Source organism: Luteibacter sp. (assembly GCF_036499525.1).
Lineage (GTDB): Bacteria > Pseudomonadota > Gammaproteobacteria > Xanthomonadales > Rhodanobacteraceae > Luteibacter.
Genome location: NZ_DASYDO010000057.1, coordinates 20,380 through 42,726 on the forward strand (window position 1 = coordinate 20,380; position 22,347 = coordinate 42,726).

General features: G+C 65.4%; 13 protein-coding genes and 1 pseudogene. 3 read left to right on the forward strand and 11 right to left on the reverse strand.

From position 1 onward, the window contains the following. Nucleotides 1-13: 13 nt before the first annotated feature. From VGM71_RS10620 to VGM71_RS10645, 6 genes are read right to left on the reverse strand one after another with little or no spacing between them, the layout of a single operon-like run. Nucleotides 14-1,156, reverse strand: a complete 1,143-nt coding sequence (locus VGM71_RS10620) for an alpha-hydroxy acid oxidase (protein WP_331544857.1) — start codon at nucleotides 1,154-1,156, stop codon at nucleotides 14-16. 4 nt (nucleotides 1,157-1,160) lie between these two features. After that, nucleotides 1,161-2,480 (reverse strand): enolase C-terminal domain-like protein, encoded by a 1,320-nt coding sequence (locus VGM71_RS10625; RefSeq protein WP_331544859.1) that lies wholly within the window; start codon nucleotides 2,478-2,480, stop codon nucleotides 1,161-1,163. Beyond that, on the reverse strand, nucleotides 2,474-3,334 hold the full coding sequence (locus VGM71_RS10630) for a fumarylacetoacetate hydrolase family protein (RefSeq protein WP_331544861.1): 861 nt from the start codon (nucleotides 3,332-3,334) through the stop codon (nucleotides 2,474-2,476). Before VGM71_RS10630 ends, VGM71_RS10625 begins: the two co-directional genes overlap by 7 nt. 12 nt (nucleotides 3,335-3,346) lie before the next feature. Further along, nucleotides 3,347-4,117 carry an SDR family oxidoreductase gene (locus tag VGM71_RS10635; protein WP_331544863.1) on the reverse strand — a complete coding sequence of 257 codons (771 nt, stop codon included), beginning with the start codon at nucleotides 4,115-4,117 and terminating at the stop codon, nucleotides 3,347-3,349. Next, a complete protein-coding gene (locus tag VGM71_RS10640) occupies nucleotides 4,114-4,944 on the reverse strand; it encodes an amidohydrolase family protein (protein ID WP_331544865.1) in 831 nt (276 codons plus the stop codon). Before VGM71_RS10640 ends, VGM71_RS10635 begins: the two co-directional genes overlap by 4 nt. Continuing rightward, nucleotides 4,941-5,966 (reverse strand): aldo/keto reductase, encoded by a 1,026-nt coding sequence (locus VGM71_RS10645; RefSeq protein ID WP_331544867.1) that lies wholly within the window; start codon nucleotides 5,964-5,966, stop codon nucleotides 4,941-4,943. The genes VGM71_RS10640 and VGM71_RS10645 overlap by 4 nt, the downstream gene beginning before the upstream one ends. Nucleotides 5,967-6,293: 327 nt before the next feature. On the opposite strand from VGM71_RS10645, the gene VGM71_RS10650 reads away from it, so the two are divergent. The 3 genes from VGM71_RS10650 (at nucleotide 6,294) to VGM71_RS10660 (ending at nucleotide 11,731) form a co-directional block, all read left to right on the forward strand. Continuing rightward, complete coding sequence (locus VGM71_RS10650; protein WP_331544869.1) at nucleotides 6,294-8,993, forward strand: TonB-dependent receptor; 2,700 nt, start codon at nucleotides 6,294-6,296, stop codon at nucleotides 8,991-8,993. Between the two features lie 72 nt (nucleotides 8,994-9,065). Beyond that, nucleotides 9,066-10,682, forward strand: coding sequence for an alpha-L-fucosidase (locus VGM71_RS10655; RefSeq protein ID WP_331544871.1), 1,617 nt, complete (start codon nucleotides 9,066-9,068; stop codon nucleotides 10,680-10,682). After that, on the forward strand, nucleotides 10,679-11,731 hold the full coding sequence (locus tag VGM71_RS10660; RefSeq protein ID WP_331544873.1) for a glycosyl hydrolase family 18 protein: 1,053 nt from the start codon (nucleotides 10,679-10,681) through the stop codon (nucleotides 11,729-11,731). The genes VGM71_RS10655 and VGM71_RS10660 overlap by 4 nt, the downstream gene beginning before the upstream one ends. A 164-nt stretch (nucleotides 11,732-11,895) precedes the next feature. Here VGM71_RS10660 and VGM71_RS10665 read toward each other — a convergent pair whose 3' ends face one another. From VGM71_RS10665 to VGM71_RS10685, 5 genes and pseudogenes are all read right to left on the reverse strand, one after another. Further along, complete coding sequence (locus tag VGM71_RS10665) at nucleotides 11,896-13,266, reverse strand: alpha-L-fucosidase (RefSeq protein ID WP_331544875.1); 1,371 nt, start codon at nucleotides 13,264-13,266, stop codon at nucleotides 11,896-11,898. A 29-nt stretch (nucleotides 13,267-13,295) separates the two neighbouring features. Next, entirely contained in the window at nucleotides 13,296-15,125 is a 1,830-nt protein-coding gene (locus VGM71_RS10670; protein ID WP_331544877.1) for a beta-galactosidase family protein, read from the reverse strand. Continuing rightward, nucleotides 15,122-17,470, reverse strand: coding sequence for a GH92 family glycosyl hydrolase (locus VGM71_RS10675; RefSeq protein WP_331544879.1), 2,349 nt, complete (start codon nucleotides 17,468-17,470; stop codon nucleotides 15,122-15,124). The genes VGM71_RS10670 and VGM71_RS10675 overlap by 4 nt, the downstream gene beginning before the upstream one ends. After that, nucleotides 17,467-20,055 (reverse strand): glycoside hydrolase family 3 protein, encoded by a 2,589-nt coding sequence (locus VGM71_RS10680; protein ID WP_331544881.1) that lies wholly within the window; start codon nucleotides 20,053-20,055, stop codon nucleotides 17,467-17,469. The genes VGM71_RS10675 and VGM71_RS10680 overlap by 4 nt, the downstream gene beginning before the upstream one ends. Then, nucleotides 20,052-22,313: pseudogene (locus VGM71_RS10685) on the reverse strand (beta-N-acetylhexosaminidase); the annotation flags it as partial. The gene VGM71_RS10680 and the pseudogene VGM71_RS10685, both read right to left, overlap by 4 nt. Nucleotides 22,314-22,347: the final 34 nt, after the last annotated feature.

Consider the following 22,347-nt stretch of genomic DNA (forward strand, 5'->3'; position numbering starts at 1 on the left):
CCACAGCAAACGGTCATCCCTTCCATAGGATGTCGGGCGACACGCGGGTGGCGTCGAGCGTGCCGGTGAGGGCCATCGATACGCTGAGCTCCCGGCGGATGAGTTCGATGGCCAGGGTGACGCCGGCTTCGCCGCCGGCGCCGAGGCCGTAGAGGAAGGCCTTGCCGATGAGGCCGGCGCGGGCGCCGAGGGCGAGTGCCTTGAGCAGGTCCTGGCCGCTGGTGATGCCGCTGTCGAACAGCACCTCCGTGCCACCGGCGACCGCGTCGACGACGGAGCGCAGCACGTCGATGCTGGCCGGGGCGCCGTCGAGCTGGCGGCCGCCGTGGTTGGAGACGACAATGGCATCGACGCCGTGCGCGACGGCCAGCTTCGCGTCTTCGGGATCGAGGATGCCCTTGACGATGAGTTTCCCGGGCCAAAGCTCGCGAATCCATGCGAGATCGTTCCAGGTGATGGTGGGATCGAACTGGGCGGCGATCCATTGCGCGAGCGTGCTCAGGCTGTCTGCACCCTTGATGTGGCCGTCGAGATTGCCGAACGACCGGCTCGGCGCGCGCAGCACGTTCCACACCCAGCGTGGCTTGCTGGCGATGTCGAACAGGTTGTGCAGCGTGAGCTTCGGGGGAACGGTCAGGCCGTTCTTGATCTCGCGATGGCGCTGGCCCTGCACGGTGAGGTCGGCCGTGACCATCAGCGCGGAACATTCGGCCGCACGCGCCCGCTGGATGAGTTCGCGGGTGAACCCGCGATCGCGCATCACGTACACCTGGAACCAGAACGGCACCTGCGTGGCCGCGCGTACCTGCTCGATGGAGCAGATCGATACCGTGCTGAGGCAGAACGGAATGCCGGCTTTCGCCGCGGCCCGCGCGCCGTGGATTTCGCCGCTGCCATATTGAAGCCCTGCCATGCCGGTAGGGGCGATCGCCAACGGCATGCTCAGCGGTTGCCCGAGCACGGTCGTGGCGAGGGAGCGGTGATCGACATTCTGCATCACGCGCTGGCGGAAGCGCAGGCGATCGAAAGCGCGGCGATTCTCGCGCAGCGTCACTTCATCGTACGAGCCACGGTCGGCGTATTCGAAGAACGCGCGTGGCACGCGCCGGCGCGCAAGCTCGCGCAGGTCGGCAATGTTCGTGACCGGCGCGGCCATGCCGTCAACCGCCCGCCGCCAGGGCGACACCCTGCCAGACGATGCCGTCCGGGTAGAGGTGGTCGCGGATCGATGCGGGGTGCATCTGGGCCGAGAAGCCCGGTGCGGTCGGCACCATGTACCGGCCCTTGACGATGCGCACGGGGTCGACGAAGTGTTCGTGCAGGTGATCCACGAACTCGATGGCTCGGTCTTCTTTCTTGCCCGTGATCGCGACGAAGTCGGCCATGGCGAGGTGCTGCACGAGCTCGCACAGGCCCACGCCGCCGGCATGCGGGAACACGCGCACACCGAAGTGCGCCGCGAGCAACAGGATGGCAAGGTTCTCGTTCACGCCGCCGACGCGCGCGGCGTCGATCTGGATGAGGTCCACCGCACTGGCTTGAAGCAGTTGCTTGAAGATCACGCGGTTCTGGCCATGCTCGCCGGTGGAAATGGGCGTGGGTGCGATGGCACGGCGGATGGCCGCGTGGCCGAGTATGTCGTCCGGGCTCGTCGGTTCTTCCACCCACGCAAGACCGACGCTCTCCAAAGGCTTCAGCCATTCGATGGCACTGCCCACGTCCCAGCGCTGGTTGGCGTCCACGGCAATGGCGATGTCCGGACCCACGGTGGCGCGGGCAAGCCGGCAACGGCGGATGTCGTCTTCCAGGCGCAGGCCCACCTTGAGCTTGATGGTGCGGAAGCCGTCGTCCACGGCCTGGCGCGCAAGGCGCTGCATCTTCTCGTCGGTGTAACCGAGCCACCCGGGGGATGTCGTATAGGCGGGGTAGCCTTCCGCTTCCAGTTGCGCGATGCGCAGCTTCTTGTGCGGCTCCGCCGCGCGAAGGATCTCCAGCGCGCGGTGCGGCGTGAGCGCGTCCGTGAGGTAGCGGAAATCCACCTGGTCGACGATCTGCTCCGGCGTCATCTCCGCGATGAATCGCCACAACGGCTTTCCGGCACGACGTGCGGCAAGGTCCCAGGCGGCGTTGATCACCGCACCGATGGCCATATGCATCACACCCTTCTCGGGACCCAGCCAGCGCAGTTGAGAATCGCCGTTGAGTTCGCGGGCGAAGTCGCCGAGGTGCTCGACGATATCCTCGACGCGCCGGCCGATCACCATCGGTTCCAACGCGGCGAGCGCAGCGGTCTGCACGTCGTTGCCGCGTCCGATGGTGAACACGAGCCCGTAGCCGGCGAGGCCATCGGGGCTGTCCGTGCGTACCACCACATAGGCCGCGGAATAGTCCGGGTCCGGATTCATCGCATCGGAACCGTCATGGTCCAGCGACGTGGGGAAGCGGACGTCGAACGTGTCCAGCGCGGTGATCGTCACCATGCGTTGCGATCTCCATGGGCCACCACGTCCTGGCGCTGCCGCCCCAGTCCTTCGATACCGAGTTCGATCACGTCGCCGGGCTTGAGGTAGGTGGGCGGCTTCAGGCCAAGACCGACACCGGCGGGCGTGCCCGTGCTGATGACGTCGCCGGGCATCAGCGTCATGTAGCGGCTGATATAGCTCACCAGCTGCGCCACGCCGAACACCATCGTCCTCGTATTGCCGTTCTGATAGCGGTGGCCGTTCACCTCGAGCCACAGGGAAAGGTCCTGCGGATCGGCCACCTCGTCGCGCGTGACGAGCCACGGACCGATGGGGCCGAAGGTGTCGCAGCTCTTGCCCTTCACCCACTGGCCGCCGTGCTCGAGCTGGAAGGCGCGCTCGGACAGATCGTTGATGACGGCGTAGCCGGCTACGTGCGTCATGGCCTGTTCCACCGATACATGGCGCGCCACCTCGCCGATGATGACACCGAGTTCCACTTCCCAGTCGGTCTGCACCGAATCGCGCGGAATCACGACGGTGTCGTTCGGTCCGCCGATGGCGGTGGTGGCCTTCATGAAGAGGACGGGTTGCTCGGGCACGGGTGCCCCGGTTTCCGCGGCGTGGTCTGCGTAATTCATGCCGATGCAAAGCATCTTGCCGATGCCGGCCACGGGGGCGCCGAAGCGCGGATTTCCCTCGACGAGGGGAAGCGCGGTGGGATCGATGGCAGCGAGTCGGCGGAGACCCTCGTTACCGATGACGTCGCCGGCGAGGTCGGGCACCACGCCGGAGAGATCGCGCAGCCGGCCTTCGCCGTCGATGAGACCGGGCTTCTCCTGACCTGGTGCACCATAGCGGGCGAGTTTCATCGGAGTGCTCCCTTAGTTCGACCAGCCGCCGTCCACGACGTGGACGGTGCCGGTGGTAAACGACGATTCGTCGGAGGCCAGGTACACGGCCAGCGCGGCGATTTCGCGCGGCTCGCCCAGACGGCCCATCGGCTGGCGTTCGGTAAAGCCGCGCCATACGGCATCCTCGTCGCCGCCCAGCGCGCGCACGCGGTCACCGAGCGAAGGTGTCTTCACCGTGCCGGGGCAGATGGCGTTACAGCGTACGCCGCGTGCCACGTAGTCGGCGGCGATGGAGCGGGTGAGGCCGATCACCGCGGCCTTGGTGGTTCCATAAGCGAAGCGGTTCGGCACGCCCTTGATGCTGGACGCCACCGAGGACATGTTCACGATGCTGCCGGTGCCGCGTTCGAGCATGCCGGGAAGCACGGCGCGACAGGTATGGAACATGCTGTCCACGTTGATCGTGAAGGAACGGCGCCAGGTGGCCTCGTCCGTGTCGAGGATGGTGCCGGCATGCACATAGCCCGCGCAGTTGAAAAGGACGTCGACGGCGCCCGCTTCGGCGACAAGCGCGGCGATCGCTTCCGGGTCGGTCACGTCCAGCGTGCGCGCGGTAATCGACGGCTGTTCCGCGCCGAGCGAAGCGAGGCTGGCGGCATCGATGTCGGTCGCCAGCACGGTGGCGCCTTCGGCGGCGAAGGCCAGCGCCGTGGCGCGGCCGATACCGGCACCGGCCGCGGTGATCAGGGCGCGCTTGCCTGCGAGGCGGCCGTTTGTGCGCGTTCCGGGCTGTGTCGTCATGACGAAATCCTCGAGAGGGAATAAACGGTGAGGGCGTTGCCACCGAACACGGCGGCTTCCGCCATGGGTGCATGACGCCGGACGAACTCGCGCGCGCATGTCTTCCACGCGTCGTAGCTGGCACGCGTGGTGAGCACGGGCCAGTCGCTTCCCCAGATAAGGCGTTTCGCACCGAAGGTTTCGAACAGGTGCGCGACGTAAGGCTCGAGCGTACGGGGATCCGAACCGGCGCCGGTGAGGGTGAGCAGGCCAGACAATTTGCAGTACACATCCGGCATCTGCGCAAGGCGGGCCATCGACGTGGCCCATTCGGCGAAACCACCACCGGCGATATCCGGCTTCGCGGCGTGGTCGATCACCGTGTGCAGCCCGGGATGACGCGCGAGGCGATCGGAGAGCGCGCGCAGGTGGCGTCCATCGACAAGCGCGTCGAACACCAGCCCGCGATCGCGCACGTGCTCGAAGGCGATATCGAGTGCCGGGGAGGCCAGCCACTGTGTATCCGGGATGTCCTGCACCATCGGGCGGATGCCGCACAGCAGGCCGCCGCCATCGGCGACGAGCCAGTCGAGACGGGAAGCGACGTCGAGCGCTTCCATGTCCACCCAGCCGACGACGCCGAGCACGCCAGGATGCTTGCGTGCCAGTTCGAAGAGGAAGCGCGTCTCGCGCTCGTCCGGTGCGGCCTGCACGAGGATGCACGGGTCTGTCTCGCCCGCCAGATCGCCGGGCAGGAAGGCGCGGCGCAGTGTTTCGGGTGCACCGGCAAGCCAGCCGTAGTCCCGTCGCGACGGATCCCAGTAGTGGCGGTGGGCGTCGACGATCATGGCGTGGGCACCGTCGGATCGATCAGGCCTTCCTCGCGCAGTGCCGTCCAGGTGGCGGCAGGCACGGTCGCGCGCTGGCGATGCAGCGCCGCGTCGACTTCGGCCGGAGAGCGCAGTCCGCAAACCACGGCGGAGACGGCGGGATGCGCCAAGGGGAACTGCAATGCGGCCGCGCCGACCTCCGCACCGGTGCGGCGACAGATGTCGTAGTAGCGCCGTGCACGGGCGAGGACTTCAGCGGAGGCCGGCGCATAGTTGTACGTAGCGCCGGGAGCATCCGCGGCACCGAGCAGCCCGGAGTTGTAGGGGCCGGCGATCAGCACCGACACGCCGGTCGCGACGGCTCGCTCCATCACGGCCTTGCTCGCATCCTGCTCGAACAGCGTATAGCGCCCCGCGAGCATGATGATGTCCAGCGGAAAGCGCGGCATCACATCGAGGCAGATCGCTTCCTCGTTCACGCCGATGCCGATGGCGCCGACGAGGCCTTCGTCGCGCATCCGCGCCATCTCGGGCAATGCCTCGTCCAACGCCTGGGCCAGCACCTGTGGATGCCGGCCGCCATGGGTGAGCGCGCCGATGTCGTGCAGGAAGAGGATGTCGATGTGTTCGATGCGCAGGCGGCGAAGGCTGGCCTCGAGGCTGCGACGCACACCGGCGCGGCTGTAATCGAAGCGCGCGGCACGGCCGTCTACGGCGAAACCGTCATTCTGGCCGCGATGGCCTGCGGCATCTTCGATGACCCGGCCGACCTTCGTCGAGAGTGTATAGCTCTCGCGCGGCAGACCCGCGAGCGCCTCGCCGATGCGGGTCTCGCTGAGGCCGAAGCCGTAGTAGGGCGCCGTGTCGTAATGGCGGATACCGCCTTCCCATGCCTGGTGGATGGCGTGTTCGGCTTCGGTTGCGTCCACCGCGCTATAGAGGTTGCCCACCGGCGCGCCACCGAACGCCAATGGCGAAAGCGGCCGGGACTTTCGCCCCTGCGCTGTGGCTGGCAACTGGCCGGTGTTCGGCAACGACATCGGGACTCCCCACTGAACAGATATGGATATTACGTTTATAGGTGAACTTGTCCAGCGTCAAGATCAGGGTTTTCATCATGTTGCACCGCAACTTGAACTGATTCAAACATATCTGAATACTCAGTTCGCCAGTGAACGGGTGCCGGAGACGCGCACCCAAACGGGGCGAACCGGTCGGCGAGGGGGTCGATCACCGTCCCTGCATGGATTGCCAAGCACCAAAGTGCCCGCGCCGCCGCCAACGGCGCGGTTTTCATACGTGCCAAGCATGCGCCGCTCTGCCGGGGCCGTGCGTGCATCCGGAACCAAGGTTTGGGGAGACCATCCATGACGATCAGCAAGACCTTGCTGTGCGCGAGCATCCTGTATGCGCTCGCCGCGGTGGCACAGGCGCAGGACGCGGCACCCGCCCAGGCGGAGAAACCGAAGACGGCGCAGCAGAAGGCCGCCGAGAAGCAGGCTCAGCAGCTGCAGGAGGTAACCGTTACCGGTTACCGCGGCAGCCTTGAGAAGGCTATCGACATCAAACGCAATGCCAATGCCGTCGTGGACGCGATCAGCGCCACCGACATCGGCAAGTTCCCCGATACCAATGCAGCCGAATCGCTCTCCCACCTCCCGGGCATCACCGTGGATCGCCAGTTCGGCGAAGGCGAGAAGATCAGCGTCAACGGCACCGACGCCGCGCTCAACCGCGTGCTGCTCAACGGCCAGACCATCGCCTCCGGTGACTGGGGCGGCAATCCCACCGATACCAGCGGCCGCACCTTCAACTACTCGCTGCTTTCGCCCGAGATCATCGGCCGCATGGAGGTCTACAAGTCGCCGGAGGCTCGTATCGACGAGGGCAGCATCGGCGGCACCGTGATCATCCACACGCGCAAGCCGCTGGACCTCCCGGCGAACACCTTGCGCGGTTCGCTCGGCTACAACTACAACGACCGGTCGAAGGAAGGCAATCCGCGCGGTTCGGCGTTGTGGAGCTGGAAGAACGCGGACAGCACGTTCGGCTTCCTGACCAGCGTCACCCACGACAAGGAAGACCTGTCGCGCGCCGGCATCGAGTTCTTCGGCTACACCACGGGCGCGAATATCACCGGCAATCCCAACGTCACCGGCGATCCGAACTACGCCAACGCGAAGATTCCCGTCGGTATCAACAGCGCGTACTTCCAGCAGGAGCGCGAGCGCAACGGCATCCAGTCGGCGCTGCAGTGGCGCCCCGACGAGAAGAACGAGTTCAACCTGACCGGCCTGTACGTCAAGGGCAAGTACAACAACTTCAGCGAGTCGCGCTATGTCTGTCCGGGCTGCGGCGACCTCAACAAGCTGACCGACATCAACGTCAACAACGGCTACATCACCTCGGGCACGGTCTCGTCCACCACCGGCAACGGCCAGCCCTACGCCGAGCTGGACGCGAACTACCGCAAGACCGAGGTATCCACCAAGAGCATCAACCTGCGCCACGACTTCAACGGTGACGCGTGGATGTTCACCAGCCAGGTGGGTTACACCAGTGCCAGCGGCGGCAAGGATCCCGAGTACCTCATGAAGTACCTGCTGCGGAACGGCGGGTATGACTTCGGCTACGACGGCCGCAACACCAGCGTGAACTACCAGAACGGTTCAGCCGCCAACTGGGGCCTGCCGGGTTCGCCGGCCGGTTCACCGCCGGGCGACACCTCCCTGCCGGGCCAGAACCAGGCGGGCGGCATCTATTACGAAACCACCAAGGATCGCGAGCGCTACGCGCAGTTCGACGCCTCGCGCGACCTGGACTGGGGTCCCATCAAGCAGATCCAGATGGGCGTGAAGTACACCAGCCACTTCAACGGCACGAACTCGCGCGGCAACCGCATCAACACCACCGATGCGGTGTCGCTGCCGGACTTCGATCCGGGCAGCACCCCGGGCGGTCTGTTCGACGGCCTGCACGCCAGCGGCGACCTCACCGACTGGCCGACGGCCGGCAAGGGCGCCGTCGTTTCCTACCTGAACGCGCAGCCGCAGGGGCCGTACACGCTCAACTACCCGGCGATGTTCGGCGTGGCGGAAGTCACCAGGGACGCCTACCTCCAGGTGAACTACGAATCCGGCAAGTGGCGCGGCAATGTCGGCGTACGCTACGTGGATACGAAGGACACGTCTAGCTACTACGTGAGCAGCGACGTTATTCCCGGCACGTATAACCGCGTGACGACCACCACGCACTATTACAAGCCACTACCGACGCTAAACCTGGCCTACGACCTCGACGAGGACAAGGTGCTGCGCGTGTCCGTGGCCAAGGTGATCGCGCGGCCGCGCTACGGCGACCTGGCCGGCGCGACCTCGCTCAGCGGCGCGAGCACCGGCAACTTCACGGCCAGCGCGGGCAACCCGAACCTGAAGCCCTACCAGTCCACCAACTTCGACGCCTCGGCGGAGTGGTATTTCGCCCCGGCCAGCCTGTTGTCGCTGGAGGGCTTCGTTCGCAGGATCGACAGCTACATCGTCACCACGACGTCCGAGCGTTCGATCACCGACCCGACCACCGGCCAGACCAACACGTACTCGGTGACCTCGCCGGTGAACGCGTCGAACGCCAAGGTATCCGGCCTCTCGCTGATCTACCAGCAGGATATCGGTCTGGGTTTCGGCATCCAGACGAACTACACGTACAGCAAGGCGACGACCCAGACCAACGCGGCAGGCGACAAGCTCAACCTGCCGTACCTGTCCAAGAACACCATCAACATCATTCCGTACTACGAGCACGGTCCGTGGTCGGCCCGCATCAACTACAGCCGGCGCTCGCCATACTTCACGCAGGTGGGACGCCTGAACTCGAACGTGTTCGCCGATGCTTACAAGGAACTGGATCTCAGCGCCTCGTACCAGATCACGGAGTGGGCCGGCATCACGCTTAGCGCCACCAATCTGCTGGATTCCACGTATTACCAGTACGCGGATATCAAATATGCGCCTATCGGCGAGTACAAGAGCGGCCGCACGTACTCGATGACGTTGAACTTCAAGCTGTAAGCTTTGCGCGCGACCGGCGGTGTGTCCCTCCCTGTGGCACCGCCGGTCCTTTTTTTTAGAAAGGAGTGATCCATGCTGCGACGACTGGGCTTCCTCGCGATCGCACTGCTTCTCGCTGGCGGTGCCCATGCCGGGGAGGCGACGGCGCCTACCGCGGGCAAGATGACGCCAGAGGCGCAGGACATGGCCTGGCAGGAGGCCGCGGCGAAGTTCGCGCCCGCGCGCAAGGCGATCCTCGATCATGTGCGCGGAAGCGCGGCGGACGGACCGTTCCGGGCCGACTGGGCCTCCCTGAAGGGTTACCGGTCGCCTGCGTGGTACGACGATGCGAAATTCGGCATCTTCATCCACTGGGGCGTCTATTCGGTACCGGCCTTCGGCAGCGAGTGGTACTCGCGCAACATGTACAAGCAGGGCACGAAGGAATTCGACCACCACGTCGCAACCTATGGGCCGCAGTCGCGCTTCGGCTACAAGGATTTCGTGCCGATGTTCAAGGCCGGGCACTTCGATCCCGACGCCTGGGCCGCGCTGTTCCGTGAGGCAGGAGCGCGCTACGTCGTGCCTGTGGCCGAGCACCATGACGGCTTCGCCATGTACGACTCGAAGCTGTCGGACTGGACGGCGGTGAAGAAGGGCCCGAAACGCGATGTCATCGGCCTGCTGGCGAAGGCGATTCGCGGGCAAGGGATGCATTTCGGCGTTTCGTCGCATCGTGCGGAGCACGACTGGTTCTTCGACGGCGGGCGGCACTTCGATTCCGACGTGAACGATCCCGCCAACGCGGAGCTCTACGGACCGGCGGTGGATCACCTCAGCGTGCACGACGAAAATCTGGCCGACGACTGGACCTACGTCTCGCAGGCCTGGCTGGACGACTGGCTGGCGCGCACGACCGAGCTGATCGACGATTATCACCCCGACCTCATCTATTTCGACTGGTGGATCGGGCATCCCACGTTCCGCAATACCTTGCCCACCCTGTTGTCGTACTACTACAACGACGGCGCGAAGCGCGACGGCGTCGTGGTGAACTACAAACTCGGCGACATCCCCGAGGGCGCGGGCACGCTCGATATCGAACGGGGTCAGCTTACGGGCATCCATGCCACCCACTGGCAGACCGACACCTCCATCAGTAACGACTCCTGGGGTTACGTCGAAAACGATACGTACAAGTCGCCCACTTTTATCATTCACCTGCTGGCCGACGTGGTCAGCAAGAACGGTAACCTGATGCTCAACATAGGGCCGCGAGCCGACGGCACGATTCCTCAAGGCGCGCAGGAAACGCTGCTCAGCATCGGCCGCTGGCTGAAGACCAATGGCGAGGCGATCTACGGCAGCAAACCTTGGCGCGTGTACGGCGAAGGGCCCACCGAGGTGGTCGGTGGCACGTTCCAGGACACCAAGACCAAGCCGTATACGGCCCACGACTTCCGCTTCACCACGGGCAACGGAAAGCTCTATGCCATCGAACTGGGCTGGCCTGCAAAGGGCGCGGCAACAGTGAAGTCGATCAAGCCCGCCGACAAGGTGACGCGCGTGGAGCTGCTAGCCGACGGAAGCAACGTGCCGTTCACCCAGGATGCCGGCGGTCTGCACCTGCACCTTTCTCCCCAACCCGTCGGCAGCGATGCGTACGTATTCCGCATCACGCTCGCCGGCCCGATCGAGGCTACCCCATGAAGCGTTGGTTGTTCGTGCTCGCCGCCTGCATCCTCTGGATGCCGGCGGCTTTCGCCAAGGCGCCCGTCGCGCTGTTCTACATGATGAACACGCAGAAATCGATCGCCTCGCTGGAGGCCCATGTCGACAAGATCGACCTGCTCGTGCCCACCTGGTACGGCGTGGACGAGCACGGCCTGGTGTCGGGCGGGCCCAACGATTACGTGCTGGACCTGGCGAAGAAGCACCGCCTTCCCGTGATGCCGATCATCTCGGCAGGGGGTGACCGGGCTCGGTTCCATGCGCTGCTCGGCGACGAGGCGGCGAAGAAGCAGATGATCGAATCGATGATCGACGAGGCGAAGGAGCACGGCTATACGGGCTTCCAGTTCGACTTCGAGAACATCGCCTGGACGGATCGCGATGCGCTCACCCTGCTGACGAAGCAGACCTATGAGGCCCTGCACAAGCATGAGCTTCAGCTCACCATGGCGGTGGTGCCCAATGCGCCGGGGCACGCCGGGCAGGGCGCCTTCGGCAAGTGGATGTGGGAATATTGGCGTGGCGCGTACGACCTGAAGGAGCTGGCCAAGGCGCTCGACCTGGTTTGCCTGATGACCTACGACGAGCACACGCGCTGGACCACGCCAGGTCCGGTCGCGGGCATGCCCTGGGTGATGGAGCATCTCAAGTACGCGTTGAAAGTGGTGCCGAAGGAGAAGCTGTCGCTGGGCATCGGCCTTTACGGTTACCACTGGTTCGCCGGTAACCCCGTGGGCGCGGACGGCAAGGAGAATTCGAACATCTCGGCGAAGTACATCGACGCCGACGAGTCCTTTCCCCTGGCAAAGCAGTTCAACGTCACGATGCAGTGGGACCCGGTGGAGCACGAATCCTGGTTTTATTTCTACCGCGACCAGATGCGCGAATGGGTATTTCTTCCGGACGCCCGAGCCTTCCACGACCGTTACGATGTGGTCAGGAAGTACGACCTGCAGGGGTTCTGCGCGTGGGTGCTTGGTGCAGAAGATCCGAAGGTGTGGGACGAGTTGCCGGACGCCGTGCACTGATTTCCGGACGCCGTTCCTCGATTTCCGAACGTTCGTGGATTTGTAGGAGCGCGCCCTGCGCGCGACATGTTTTTGGGCCGACCCTTGGAGCTCGCGCGTGATCCTGTCGGCTGGCGCGAAAACCTGTCGCGCGCAGGGCGCGCTCCTACATGGCCGGCTGGCCTCTAACGACCTACGTCGAAGAGTTTGAACTCGCGGATACGCGCCGTACCGACAGACGACAGGATGTTCAACCGCACCTTGCGTGCGGTAACCGGCGCAAAGCGATCGATCTTCATGTGCCCGATCGCTTCCGCCTGGGCCACGGTCTTCCAGCCCTGGCCATCCCACACCTGTACCGCATAACCCCGCACCTTCTGCCCGTCGTCCAGCCGCTCCATGCTCATCGCACGGTCGAAGGTCACGTCGCGGCCCAGGTCGACCTCCAGCGTGGCGTTTGCCGAACCGGCAGGTGCCGACCAGAATGTCGATGGATCGTTGTCCAGGGCCGCAGACAGGTTCTCATCCGCCGTCGCGTGCTTCGCGGCGAGGTTCGCGTCGTTCCCGTAGCGGGTCTTCAACGCCTTGCCGAACTCCGCCAGGCGCTTCACATCGGCATCGGGCAGCAACCCGTGCCGATCCGGTGCGATGCCGAGCATCAGCTGGCCACCCTTGCCGACGCTGCTCTCCCAGTTGTCCATGATCTCATCCACGCTCTTCAGCGAGGTGGCGAAGTCGGGCTTCGAACTGTAGAACCAGTGCAGCTTGTGCAGCGGCGTATCCACCTCGAGCGGACGCCAGCGCAACTGGCCATGGCGGTCGATGACGTTCCAGTTCTCACCCAACACCTCGCCTTTCTCGTTGCCTACCCAGCGGATGTCGCCGTAGTCGAACAGGGCGACGTCGGCAAAGACCATGGTGTTGGGCTGGTAGGTGCGCAGCGTCTCGATGTATTTCGCGAAATCATAGACATGTCCCGCACTGCCGGCACCGTCCAGCCACCATTCCGTGAGCGGCCCATAATTCTGCACCAGCTCCTCCATCATCTTCAGGTAGTACGTGTCGTACGCCGCGCTGTCCTTGTAGCGCTGATCGTGGCGGTCCCATGGCGAGAGGTACACGCCGAAGCCCAGTCCGTTCTTCTTCGCCGCCTCTGAGGTCATGCGCACGAGATCACCCTTGCCACCCTTCCACGGGCTCGCCTTCACCGAGTAATCGGTCTGCCCGGTGGGCCACAGCGCGAAGCCGTCGTGATGTTTCGCCACCAGCACCATGTAGCGCACACCGGCCGCCTTCACCGCGCGGGCCCACTGATCCGGGTCGACCTTGTCGGGATTGAACACGGACGGCGCGGCGGTGCCGTCGCCCCATTCGCGATCCAGGAAGGTGTTGGTGCCGAAGTGCACGATCACACCGAACTCGAGATCCTGCCACGCCACCTGCTGCGGCGAAGGCTTCACGTCGGCGAACGACTCAGCCTGTGTGACGGCGGGCAGCGCCGCCAGAAGGGCAACGGCCAGAAGGGTCTTCACGCGGCACAAGGCAGGTTTCGACATGAACGTGTTCCTGAAGAAAAGGGTCAGAGTCATTTTTGCGGGTCGGACCATAGCCGCTGATCCACGCCGCGCATCGTCGGCGCATCGCGTGTCTCGACGTCGAATGCCACCACGGTGTTATCGCCACGGTGGAACCACGGCGCAGGCGCATAGAGATCGTGTTGCGGACCGACCGACCAGGTCCGGCCGAGGTTCACGCCGTTGAGCCAGACGGCGCCCTTGCCGAAGGCGCGTGTGTCCAGGAAGGTATCCGCGGGCGTATCGACGACGATCTTGCCGCGATGGAAGGCAGGGCCTTCGACCCGGGATGTGGTCCAGCCACGCAGCGACGTCGGCGAAGTCATCGGCAGGGGGAATGCCTGCCAGCCGTGCAGCACCTTGTCGCCCAGGATCACGGGATCGACGATGCCGGCGCGACCATCTTCCATATGCGGGCCGTAGTTCACGCGGCCGGTGTTTTCCACGAGCACGTCCAGCGTGTGCTCGCCGGGACCGAACCCCACCTGGGTGGACACTTGCTTGAGGCGGCGGTCGATTGTGCCGCTGGCCCTGCGATCGACGTACACGGCGGCATAGTCGCGCACGTCGCCCACATAGAGCGTGCCGCGGAACGGGCCCTGCACCGTCGTGCGATAGAGGATGTAACCGTATGCCTGGCCATAGGCCTCCATCGGCTGCGGCTGGTCGGACGCGCGTGGCGCCGGCAGGTTGTCCCACAACGATGCCGATTCCTTCAGCGTGAAGGACGGCAGGGTGCGCACGGGCGCCGACGCGGGTACGGGGAGCGGCGTCTGCCCTGTAGCCTTCGCGATCGTGTCGCGGAACAGCATGTACTTGGCCGTGGGCCTGCCTGCCTCGTCCAGCGCCGCGTCATAGTCGTAGCTGGTGGTCTGCGGGGCGTAGTGGTCGGAAGGATTGCCCTGGTAGTTCGCACCGTTCATGAAGCCGAAGCTGGTACCGCCGTGAACGAGGTATACGTTTACCGAATACCCTTGCTTCAGCATCCAGGCGATCTCGTCGGCTTCGCGTTTCGCATCGGTCTTCGCATGCTTACCACCCCACTGGTCGAACCAGCCGGCCCAATACTCGCCGGCCATGCGCGGCGAACCGTGACGGAAGCGTTCGAGCAGGTCGAAGCTCTTCTTCGCCTCGCCAGGCGCGAAGTCGATCACGGCGGTCACGCCGGGCAAGCTGCCGTTGGCGAGGAGGTCGGGGCCATCGTAGGTCAGCAGCAGGTCGTCGGTCAGCCCCGCATGCTGCAATTGCTCGCGAATGGCTTCGAGATAGTCCTTGTCATTGTTGTACGAGCCGTACTCGTTCTCGAGCTCTGTCGCGACGATCGGACCGCCATGGCTTGCCATCAACGGCGCGAGTTCCTTGCCGAGGCGCTGGAGGTAGCGATCCGATGCCGCGAGGAAGCGTGGATCGCGCGAACGCACGCGCATGCCCGGTTCGGCGAACAGCCAGGCGGGATAGCCGCCGGCATCCCATTCGCCGCAGATATAGGGGCCGGGACGCAGGATCACGTTCAGCCCCTCCACCTGCGCCGCCTTCACGAAGGCGGCCACGTCATTGTTCCCGCTGAAATCGAACTGCCCCGGCGTCGGCTCCAGGAGATTCCAGAACACATACGTGGTGATGGTATTCAGTCCCATCGCCCGCGCCTTGCGCAACCGGTCGGTCCAGTACGCGCGGGGGACGCGCTGGAAGTGCATGTCGCCGGAGATGATCTGGTACGGCTTGCCCTCGCGCATGAACTGCGCGCCCGATACGGTCACCGGCAGATTGGCGAATGCCGGGGACGCCGCACCTGTCACGGCGAAAGCCAGGGCGAGGGAAGCAAGGATGGAGCGGTTCATGCGGTCTCCTGACCGACGCCCGGTACGAAGGACGGTGGACGATCGGCGCGGTCGGCACCGTAGCGAAGGTTGGGCGTGGCGCCCATGCGGAAGACGAGGCGACCACCGGCGGCGAGGTCGGCATGGCGCAACCAGGTGCGCGTATAGGGCTTGCCGTTCCAGGTGACGGACTGGATATAGGGACGATCCGGACCGTTTCCCTCGGCCTCGATGACCAGCTTTCGGCCCCCTCCAACGTCGAGTTCCGCGCGGTCGAACAGCGGGCTGCCGATGACGTAGTTCGCGCTGACCGGGTCGACGGCATAGAAGCCGAGTGCGCTGAGCACGAACCAGGCGCTCATCTGCCCGCAATCCTCATTGCCGATCAGGCCGTCCGGCTTGTCGCTGTACATCGTGGTTAGCAGCGAGCGCACACGCGCCTGTGTCTTGTGATGCTGGCCCGCGTACGCATAGAGATAGGCGACATGGTGGCTCGGCTCGTTGCCATGCGCATACTGGCCCACGAGGCCGGCGATGTCCGGTGGTGCACCGGGCAACTGCTCGGACGAGGCGGCGAACAACGCGTCTAGCTTCTTCGCGAAACCCTCCTCACCCCCGAACAGAGCCATATAGCCGTAAAGGTCGTGCTGATTGAGGAAGGTGGCCTGCCAGGCATTGGATTCGGTGAAGTCGTGCCAGGCCGCGCCATGGCCGAGGGCGCGTGGGTCGAAGGGCGTGGCCCAGGAACCGTTCGCGAGCTTCGGTCGCACGAAGGCGAGGTCGCGGTCGAACACGTTGCCGTAGTTGCGCGAGCGCTCCAGCAGCAGGCGGTAGTCGTCGTGGGCACCGGCGCCTTTGGCGAGATGGGCGACGGCCCAGTCGTCATAGGCATACTCGAGCGTCTTGCTCGTGGCTTCCCATTCCTTGTCGCAGGGCACGAAACCGAGACGACGGTAGTCGGGCAGGCCACGGTAGTCGTCGTTCATGGCCCGCTTGCGGAACAGCGGCCACGCCTTCGCGTAATCGATCCCGGTGAAACCCTTGGCCTGGGCCTCGGCGAGCACCACCGCCGAGTGGTAGCCGATCATGCAGCCGGTCTCGATGCCTTGCAGCGGCCACACGGGCGCACCTTCGGGACTCTCCGCGGCCATGCGCACGAGGCTGTCCACGAGGCCGGGAACACGCTGCGGCTGCACGAGCGTCAGCAACGGATGCAGGGCGCGATACGTATCCCATAGCGAGTAGGTGGTGAAAGTTTGCTTGCGGGCGGGCAGCCGGTGCACTTCCCCATCCATGCCGCGATAGCCGCCATCGACGTCGCTGGCCAGCGTGGGTGCGAGCAGGCTGTGGTAGAGCGCGGTGTAAAAAATCCGCTTATCGCGCTCGGACGACGTCTGCACGCGGATACGCGAAAGTTCCCGTTCCCACAGCGCTTCAGCGCTGGCGCGCACATGGTCGAAATCGAAACCAGGCAACTCGGTATCGAGATTGCGCAGCGCGGCCTCGGCGCCCACCGTGGACAGGCCCACCTTCACCAACAGGGGGGCGGTCCCGGCATCGGGGTAGTGCAGCACGGCCTTCACGTGCGTACCCGTCGCATCCTTCGCACCGGACAGCTCGGTGTCCTCGCTGTAGAGCACAGCCTTCGCGAACGGACGCGAGAGGCGCAAGGCGAAATAGGTGTGCCGCCCCTTCGCCCATTGATAGACCCGGCGGCCACCGACAACGGTGCTGTCGTCGATCACGTGCAGGCTGGCATCGCTCACGCGCGTGGGCGTATGCGGGTTGTCCTGCATGCCGTGGCAGAGGTCGAGTACGAGATGGCCCGGTGTACCGCCAGGGAAGGTATGGCGATGCAAGCCGCAGCGCGCCGTGGCCGTGAGTTCCGTGCGGATGCCGTGGTCCTTCAGGAGCACACCGTAGAAACCGGGTGTGGCGACTTCGCTGGCGCGATCGAAGCGCGAACGATAGCCGGTGTCTGGCGCATCGGGCGGACCCGGTACGAGGTGTACGTCGCCGGTGGCCGGCATCAGCAGCACATCCATCAGGTCGCCGATGCCCGTGCCCGATAGATGGGTATGCGAGAAACCCATGATCGAGTCGTAGCCCTGGTGGTATCCCGAGCACACGTCCCAGTCGGCGTTATAGGTATCCGGACTCAGTTGCACCATGCCGAAAGGCAGGGTGGCGCCCGGGTAAGTGTGGCCGTGTCCACCGGTACCGATGAACGGATCGACATACGAGCACGCCGAAGTCTTCGTCCCAGTGCCCAACTCGCGCGCCAGCGCGCTTCCCACCTCGCCCGCGCCCGCCAGCAATGCCATGCCGGCGGCTCCGCGAAGAAAATCGCGCCGGGTGATGTTCATCGCGGCAGCGCCTGTTGGCCCCGGATCCTGAAATCGATCTGCTGCCCGGGCGCATCGCCGGGCTGACCGCCTCCGATGAAGAGCCCGTAGTAGCCGGCAACCACGCTACGCTTGCCGGCGGCATCCACCGAGCTGAGGCGCCGCGGATCGAGCGGAAAGCTCACCACGCGCGATTCGCCCGGGGCAAGATGGACACGCTGGATGCCGACGAGGCTGCGTACAGGCGCCAGCTTGTCCGCTGCCGGATAGCTCACGTAAGCCTGCACTACTTCATCGCCGGCGCGTTCGCCGGTGTTGCGCACGGTCACGCTCGCCGTGAGCGTCTGTCCCGCATCGAGCGTGGCGGCCGAAGCATGCGCACCGCCATAGGCAAAGCTCGTATAGCTCAGACCATGGCCAAACGGGTAAAGCGGCGGGCCCTTGAAGTAGCGGTAGGTACGGCCCTTCATCTGGTAGCTGGCGAACGGCGGCAGGTCGCGTACCGAGTGATAGAACGTCACGGGCAGGCGGGCGCCCGGGTTGTAATCTCCCGACAGCACCTGCGCGATGGCGGTACCGCCGTCCTCGCCCGGATACCACGCGGCGACGATGGCGGAAGCATTCGCCTGCGCCCAGTTCAGCGCCACGGCACTCCCGGACATCAACACCACGACCAGCGGCTTGCCACTCGTGGCTGCGCGTTCGAGCAGGGCCTGTTGTGCGGCAGGCAAACCGATGTCGGTGCGGTCGCCACCGTCGAAACCGGGAACGTCCACGTGCAGCTCTTCGCCCTCCACATCGGGTGACAGGCCAACGAAAGCCACGGTCACATCCGCCGACGCGACAGCACGTTCCGCCTCGGCCAGTTGCGCCTCGGCGGGCGGCAGCCACTGCAGGCGGACGCCCTGGTCTTCACCGCTGTGCACATATTCCAGGCGCACATCGTGGGGACGCGCATCGTCGAAATGCAGGGTGGCCTGGACGTGTTTGTCGTCGCCCTGGTCATCGATCACTCGCTTGCCGTCGACGAACAGGCGCACCGGGTCGTGGCCCGCGCAGTCGAAGCAGCGCTCGACATGCACGGCGAGCGTGTAATCGCCGGAGCCGGGCGGCAGCATCGAGCCGGTCCAGCGCACCGCGTAGCGTCCATTGGGGAGTCCGGCCGGTGTCACGTGGTCCCAGTCGAAATCGACGGTGCGGTCCACGCGGATAGTGCGCGGTTTTCCGTCGAAGGTCGTACCGGCAAAGTAGCTCCCCGTGAGGCCCGCGGCGGCATCGGTGCCGCTGCCCGCACGCAAGGCCGTTTCCGGCACCGGTACAGGCACGCCCGCTGCCACCGGCGAGCCTTGCGCATAGCTCACGCGATCGGGGCCGAAACGCGCGCGAAGGCCGAGCAGCGGAGTGACGGGCGCGCGCGGCGTGGCGTGGTAGTTGGCTTCCAGCGTTTCCACCGTATCGGCATTCGGCCCGATGACGGCGATACGTGGCTTGCCTTGCAGCGGCAGCGTGCCGTTGTCGTTCTTCAACAGCACCATCGATTCGAGCGCGGCCTGCAGTGACAGCGCGGCGTTAGCCTTCGTGTCGAGGGGCTTTGGCTTCATGGCGGTGGCGCCGAGTTCACCGAGCCGATAACGCGCAGCGAAGAGGCGAACGAGCGAGGTGTCGAGCACGGATTCCGTGACGTCGCCCCGGTGCACGGCCTCGACAAGATCCGCATAGGCGAAGCCGCAGTCCAGGTCGGTGCCGGCGCGAATCGCGGCGGCCGACGAACCGGCATTGTCCGGCCGGTAATAGTGGAACTTCGTCATGTCGTCGATGGCGTCGCAATCGGACACGACATACCCGGTGAAACCCCATCCCTTGCGCAGGATATCGCCGAGCAGGCCCGTGTCGGCACACACAGGCGTGCCATGCAGCGCGTTGTATGCACACATCGCCGAGCCTGCATGGCCTTCGGTCACTGCCGCGCGGAAGGCCGGCAGGAAGGTGGCTTCCAGATCGTGCGGCGATACGTCGATGTCGAAGCCATGGCGTCCCGCCTCCGGTCCGCTGTGCACGGCGAAATGCTTAGGCGTGGCGATGGCGCGTGGATGCGCGGAGTCGGGGCCCTGGATACCCTCGACGAATCCGACGGCGAGCCGGCCGGTGAGGTACGGATCTTCGCCATAGGTTTCCTGGCCGCGGCCCCAACGTGGATCGCGGAAGATGTTCACGTTGGGCGACCAGATGGTCAGGCCTTCGTAGCGGCCGTGATCGCGACCCGCGCCGATGGCGTCGAAGCGCGCACGCGCTTCCTTCGACACCGCATCGCCGACCTTGTACAGCAGATCGGGATCCCACGTGGCAGCCAGGCCGATGGCCTGCGGGAACACGGTGGCGTAACCGGCTCGTGCCGCACCGTGCAGGCCTTCGTTCCACCACTCGTAGGCAGGGATGCCGAGGCGCGGGAGTGCCGGCGCGGCGCTCTGCAACTGGGCTGCTTTCTCCTCCAGCGTCATGCGCGCGACGAGGTTCGTCGCCTTCTGCTCCTGCGTGGCAGGCGTGGTGGCCTGGGCGGCGCCCGCCAGTGCGATGGCGAAAGGAAGGAGGAGCCGCCGGTACGTCATCGTGTCTTCTTTGCGGTGGAATCGAGGAGCTGCACTTTACCCAGTCCGTAGAGCGGGCCGTCGATCGGTGCGGTCACGCGGAGGCAGAGATCGTGCTCCCCGCTGGCACGTGGTAGCGCGCCGTCGAGGGCGAATCGTTCGCCCAACGCCGTGCCCGGCGGGAGCGGCAGGCTGGCGAGCAGGGGGCCGGCACAGGTGTCCTGATGAACTTCCAGTTCGCCGTGCGCCGTCTTCGCCGGATAGGACACGACCTTGGACTGGTCGTGGGCCAGGCCGTAGTTGCGTGCCAGCCGCGCCATGTCCACATGGATGCCTGCGATCCCGTCGAGCGGCGCCTTGGCGTAGAGCCAGCAGGAATGGAACAGGTCCACGTCGTAAACCGGCGTATCCATCGCGCCCAGGTCGGGGAGCAGGGGCATGCGCAGGCCGAGGCCGCCATCCGGGCACTTGGTGAATTCGCCATTGTGGTGGGTGAGCAGGCTGGCACGGTCGATGACGCGCGAGCGCACCCCGGCAAGCGGCGTGCCGTCAGGCGCGAACGTGATGGCGCGCACCGTCGTGGGCAGCGTCACCTTGAACGCCCCCGTATACGCCGCGGCACCCTTCCCGGGTGTGGTGCCGTCGGTGGTGTAGCGAAGCGTGCCCAAGTTCGTCTGGCTATCGATCCGCACCGTAGCCCTGCCCGACGCCAGTATGGCCGGTACTGTTTCATCAACATGGATAGCTGGCGCGAAGGCGGTATCCGATGCGGCGATACCCAGGGCCTTGTAGCGACGGAACTGTGCAGGCAGGCGCTGGAGGAAACCGTTCCAGTTGCGCGCTTCTTTCGGCGACCACGCGATCTCCGACATCGCGTCCACGCGCGGGAACAAGGCGTGCTGGATATGTCCGCGCGAGGGAATGAACTCGGCCCATAGTGTCGCCTCGGTGCCAAGCACGTGACGCGCCTGCCCGGTCGTGAGCGAGGCATCGACAGGTTCGAAGCCGTAGACGCGCTCCAGTCCCAGCACGGACAGCCGGCCGTTGGGTTCGTCGTCGCGATCGCTCTGCAGGTTGTCGAAGTACATCCATCCGGCGGGAGCGAGCACCACGTCGTGGTCTTTCTTCGCTGCATCGATGGCGCCCTGCACGCCGCGCCAGGACATGACGGACGCCGTTCGCGGAATGCCGCCCTCGAGGATCTCGTCCCAGCCGATGAGGCGGCGGCCATGCTTGCCAAGATAATCGCCGAGGCGATCGGTGAACCAGCTTTGCAGGGCATTCTCGTCGACGATGCCCAGCGACTTCATCTTTGCCTGCACGGCGGGCGAATTCTTCCACTGGTCCTTCACCGCCTCGTCGCCGCCGAGGTGGATGTACGTGGACGGGAACAGGGCCAGCACCTCGTCGAGCACGTTCTCGATGAAGGTGAAGCTCTTGTCGTCCACATTGTAGAGATAGGGGTTTACGCCCCAGTCCACGGAAACCTTAGGATGGTCGTCCGTTACGCCGATCAGCTCGGGGTAGGCAGCCACGGCGGCCTGGGCATGGCCCGGCATGTCGAGTTCGGGCACCACCGTGATATGTCGCGCGGCGGCATACGCCACCACGTCGCGGATCTGCGCCTGCGTGTAGAAGCCACCGTAGCGCGCCGGCTCGCCGTGCGTGCCCGCACCGGGCGGCGTACGCCAGCCGCCCACGCTGGTGAGCTTCGGGTAGCGCTTGATCTCGATGCGCCAGCCCTGGTCGTCGGTGAGGTGCCAATGGAACACATTGAGTTTGTGCTCGGCCATTGTGTCGAGCACGTGCTTCACCGTCGCCACGTCTTGGAAGTGGCGGGCCACGTCGAGCATCATGCCGCGCCAGGCAAAGCGCGGCCAGTCGCGGATCGCCACGTCGGGAATGCTCGTGGCGCCTTGCTGTCCGTCCGCGGTCGCCAGCTGCCATAGCGTGACCGCACCATAGAACAGGCCCGCATCGCTCCGCGCCGAGACGCGCACGCCGCCGTTGTCGACATCCAGTGCGTAACCTTCGGGTTTATCCACCGACGATCCGGCATCGGTCCGGAACAGGATCGCACCCGCCGCTGGTTTCGCGGAAGGTGTCACGGCGAGGGTGAGACCGCGGCTGCGCTGGAGTTTCTTCGCAAGATATCCCGCCGCGGACTTCGCCGCCTTGTCGCCCGGCGCATAGGCGATGACGGTATGCGCGTCGATGGCCAGCGACCCCGCGGCCGGTTTCACCTCGGCTGGCATGGGAATCAACGGCAAGGTCGTTGCACCCGCGAGACAGGAGATCCCTTGCAGGATCATG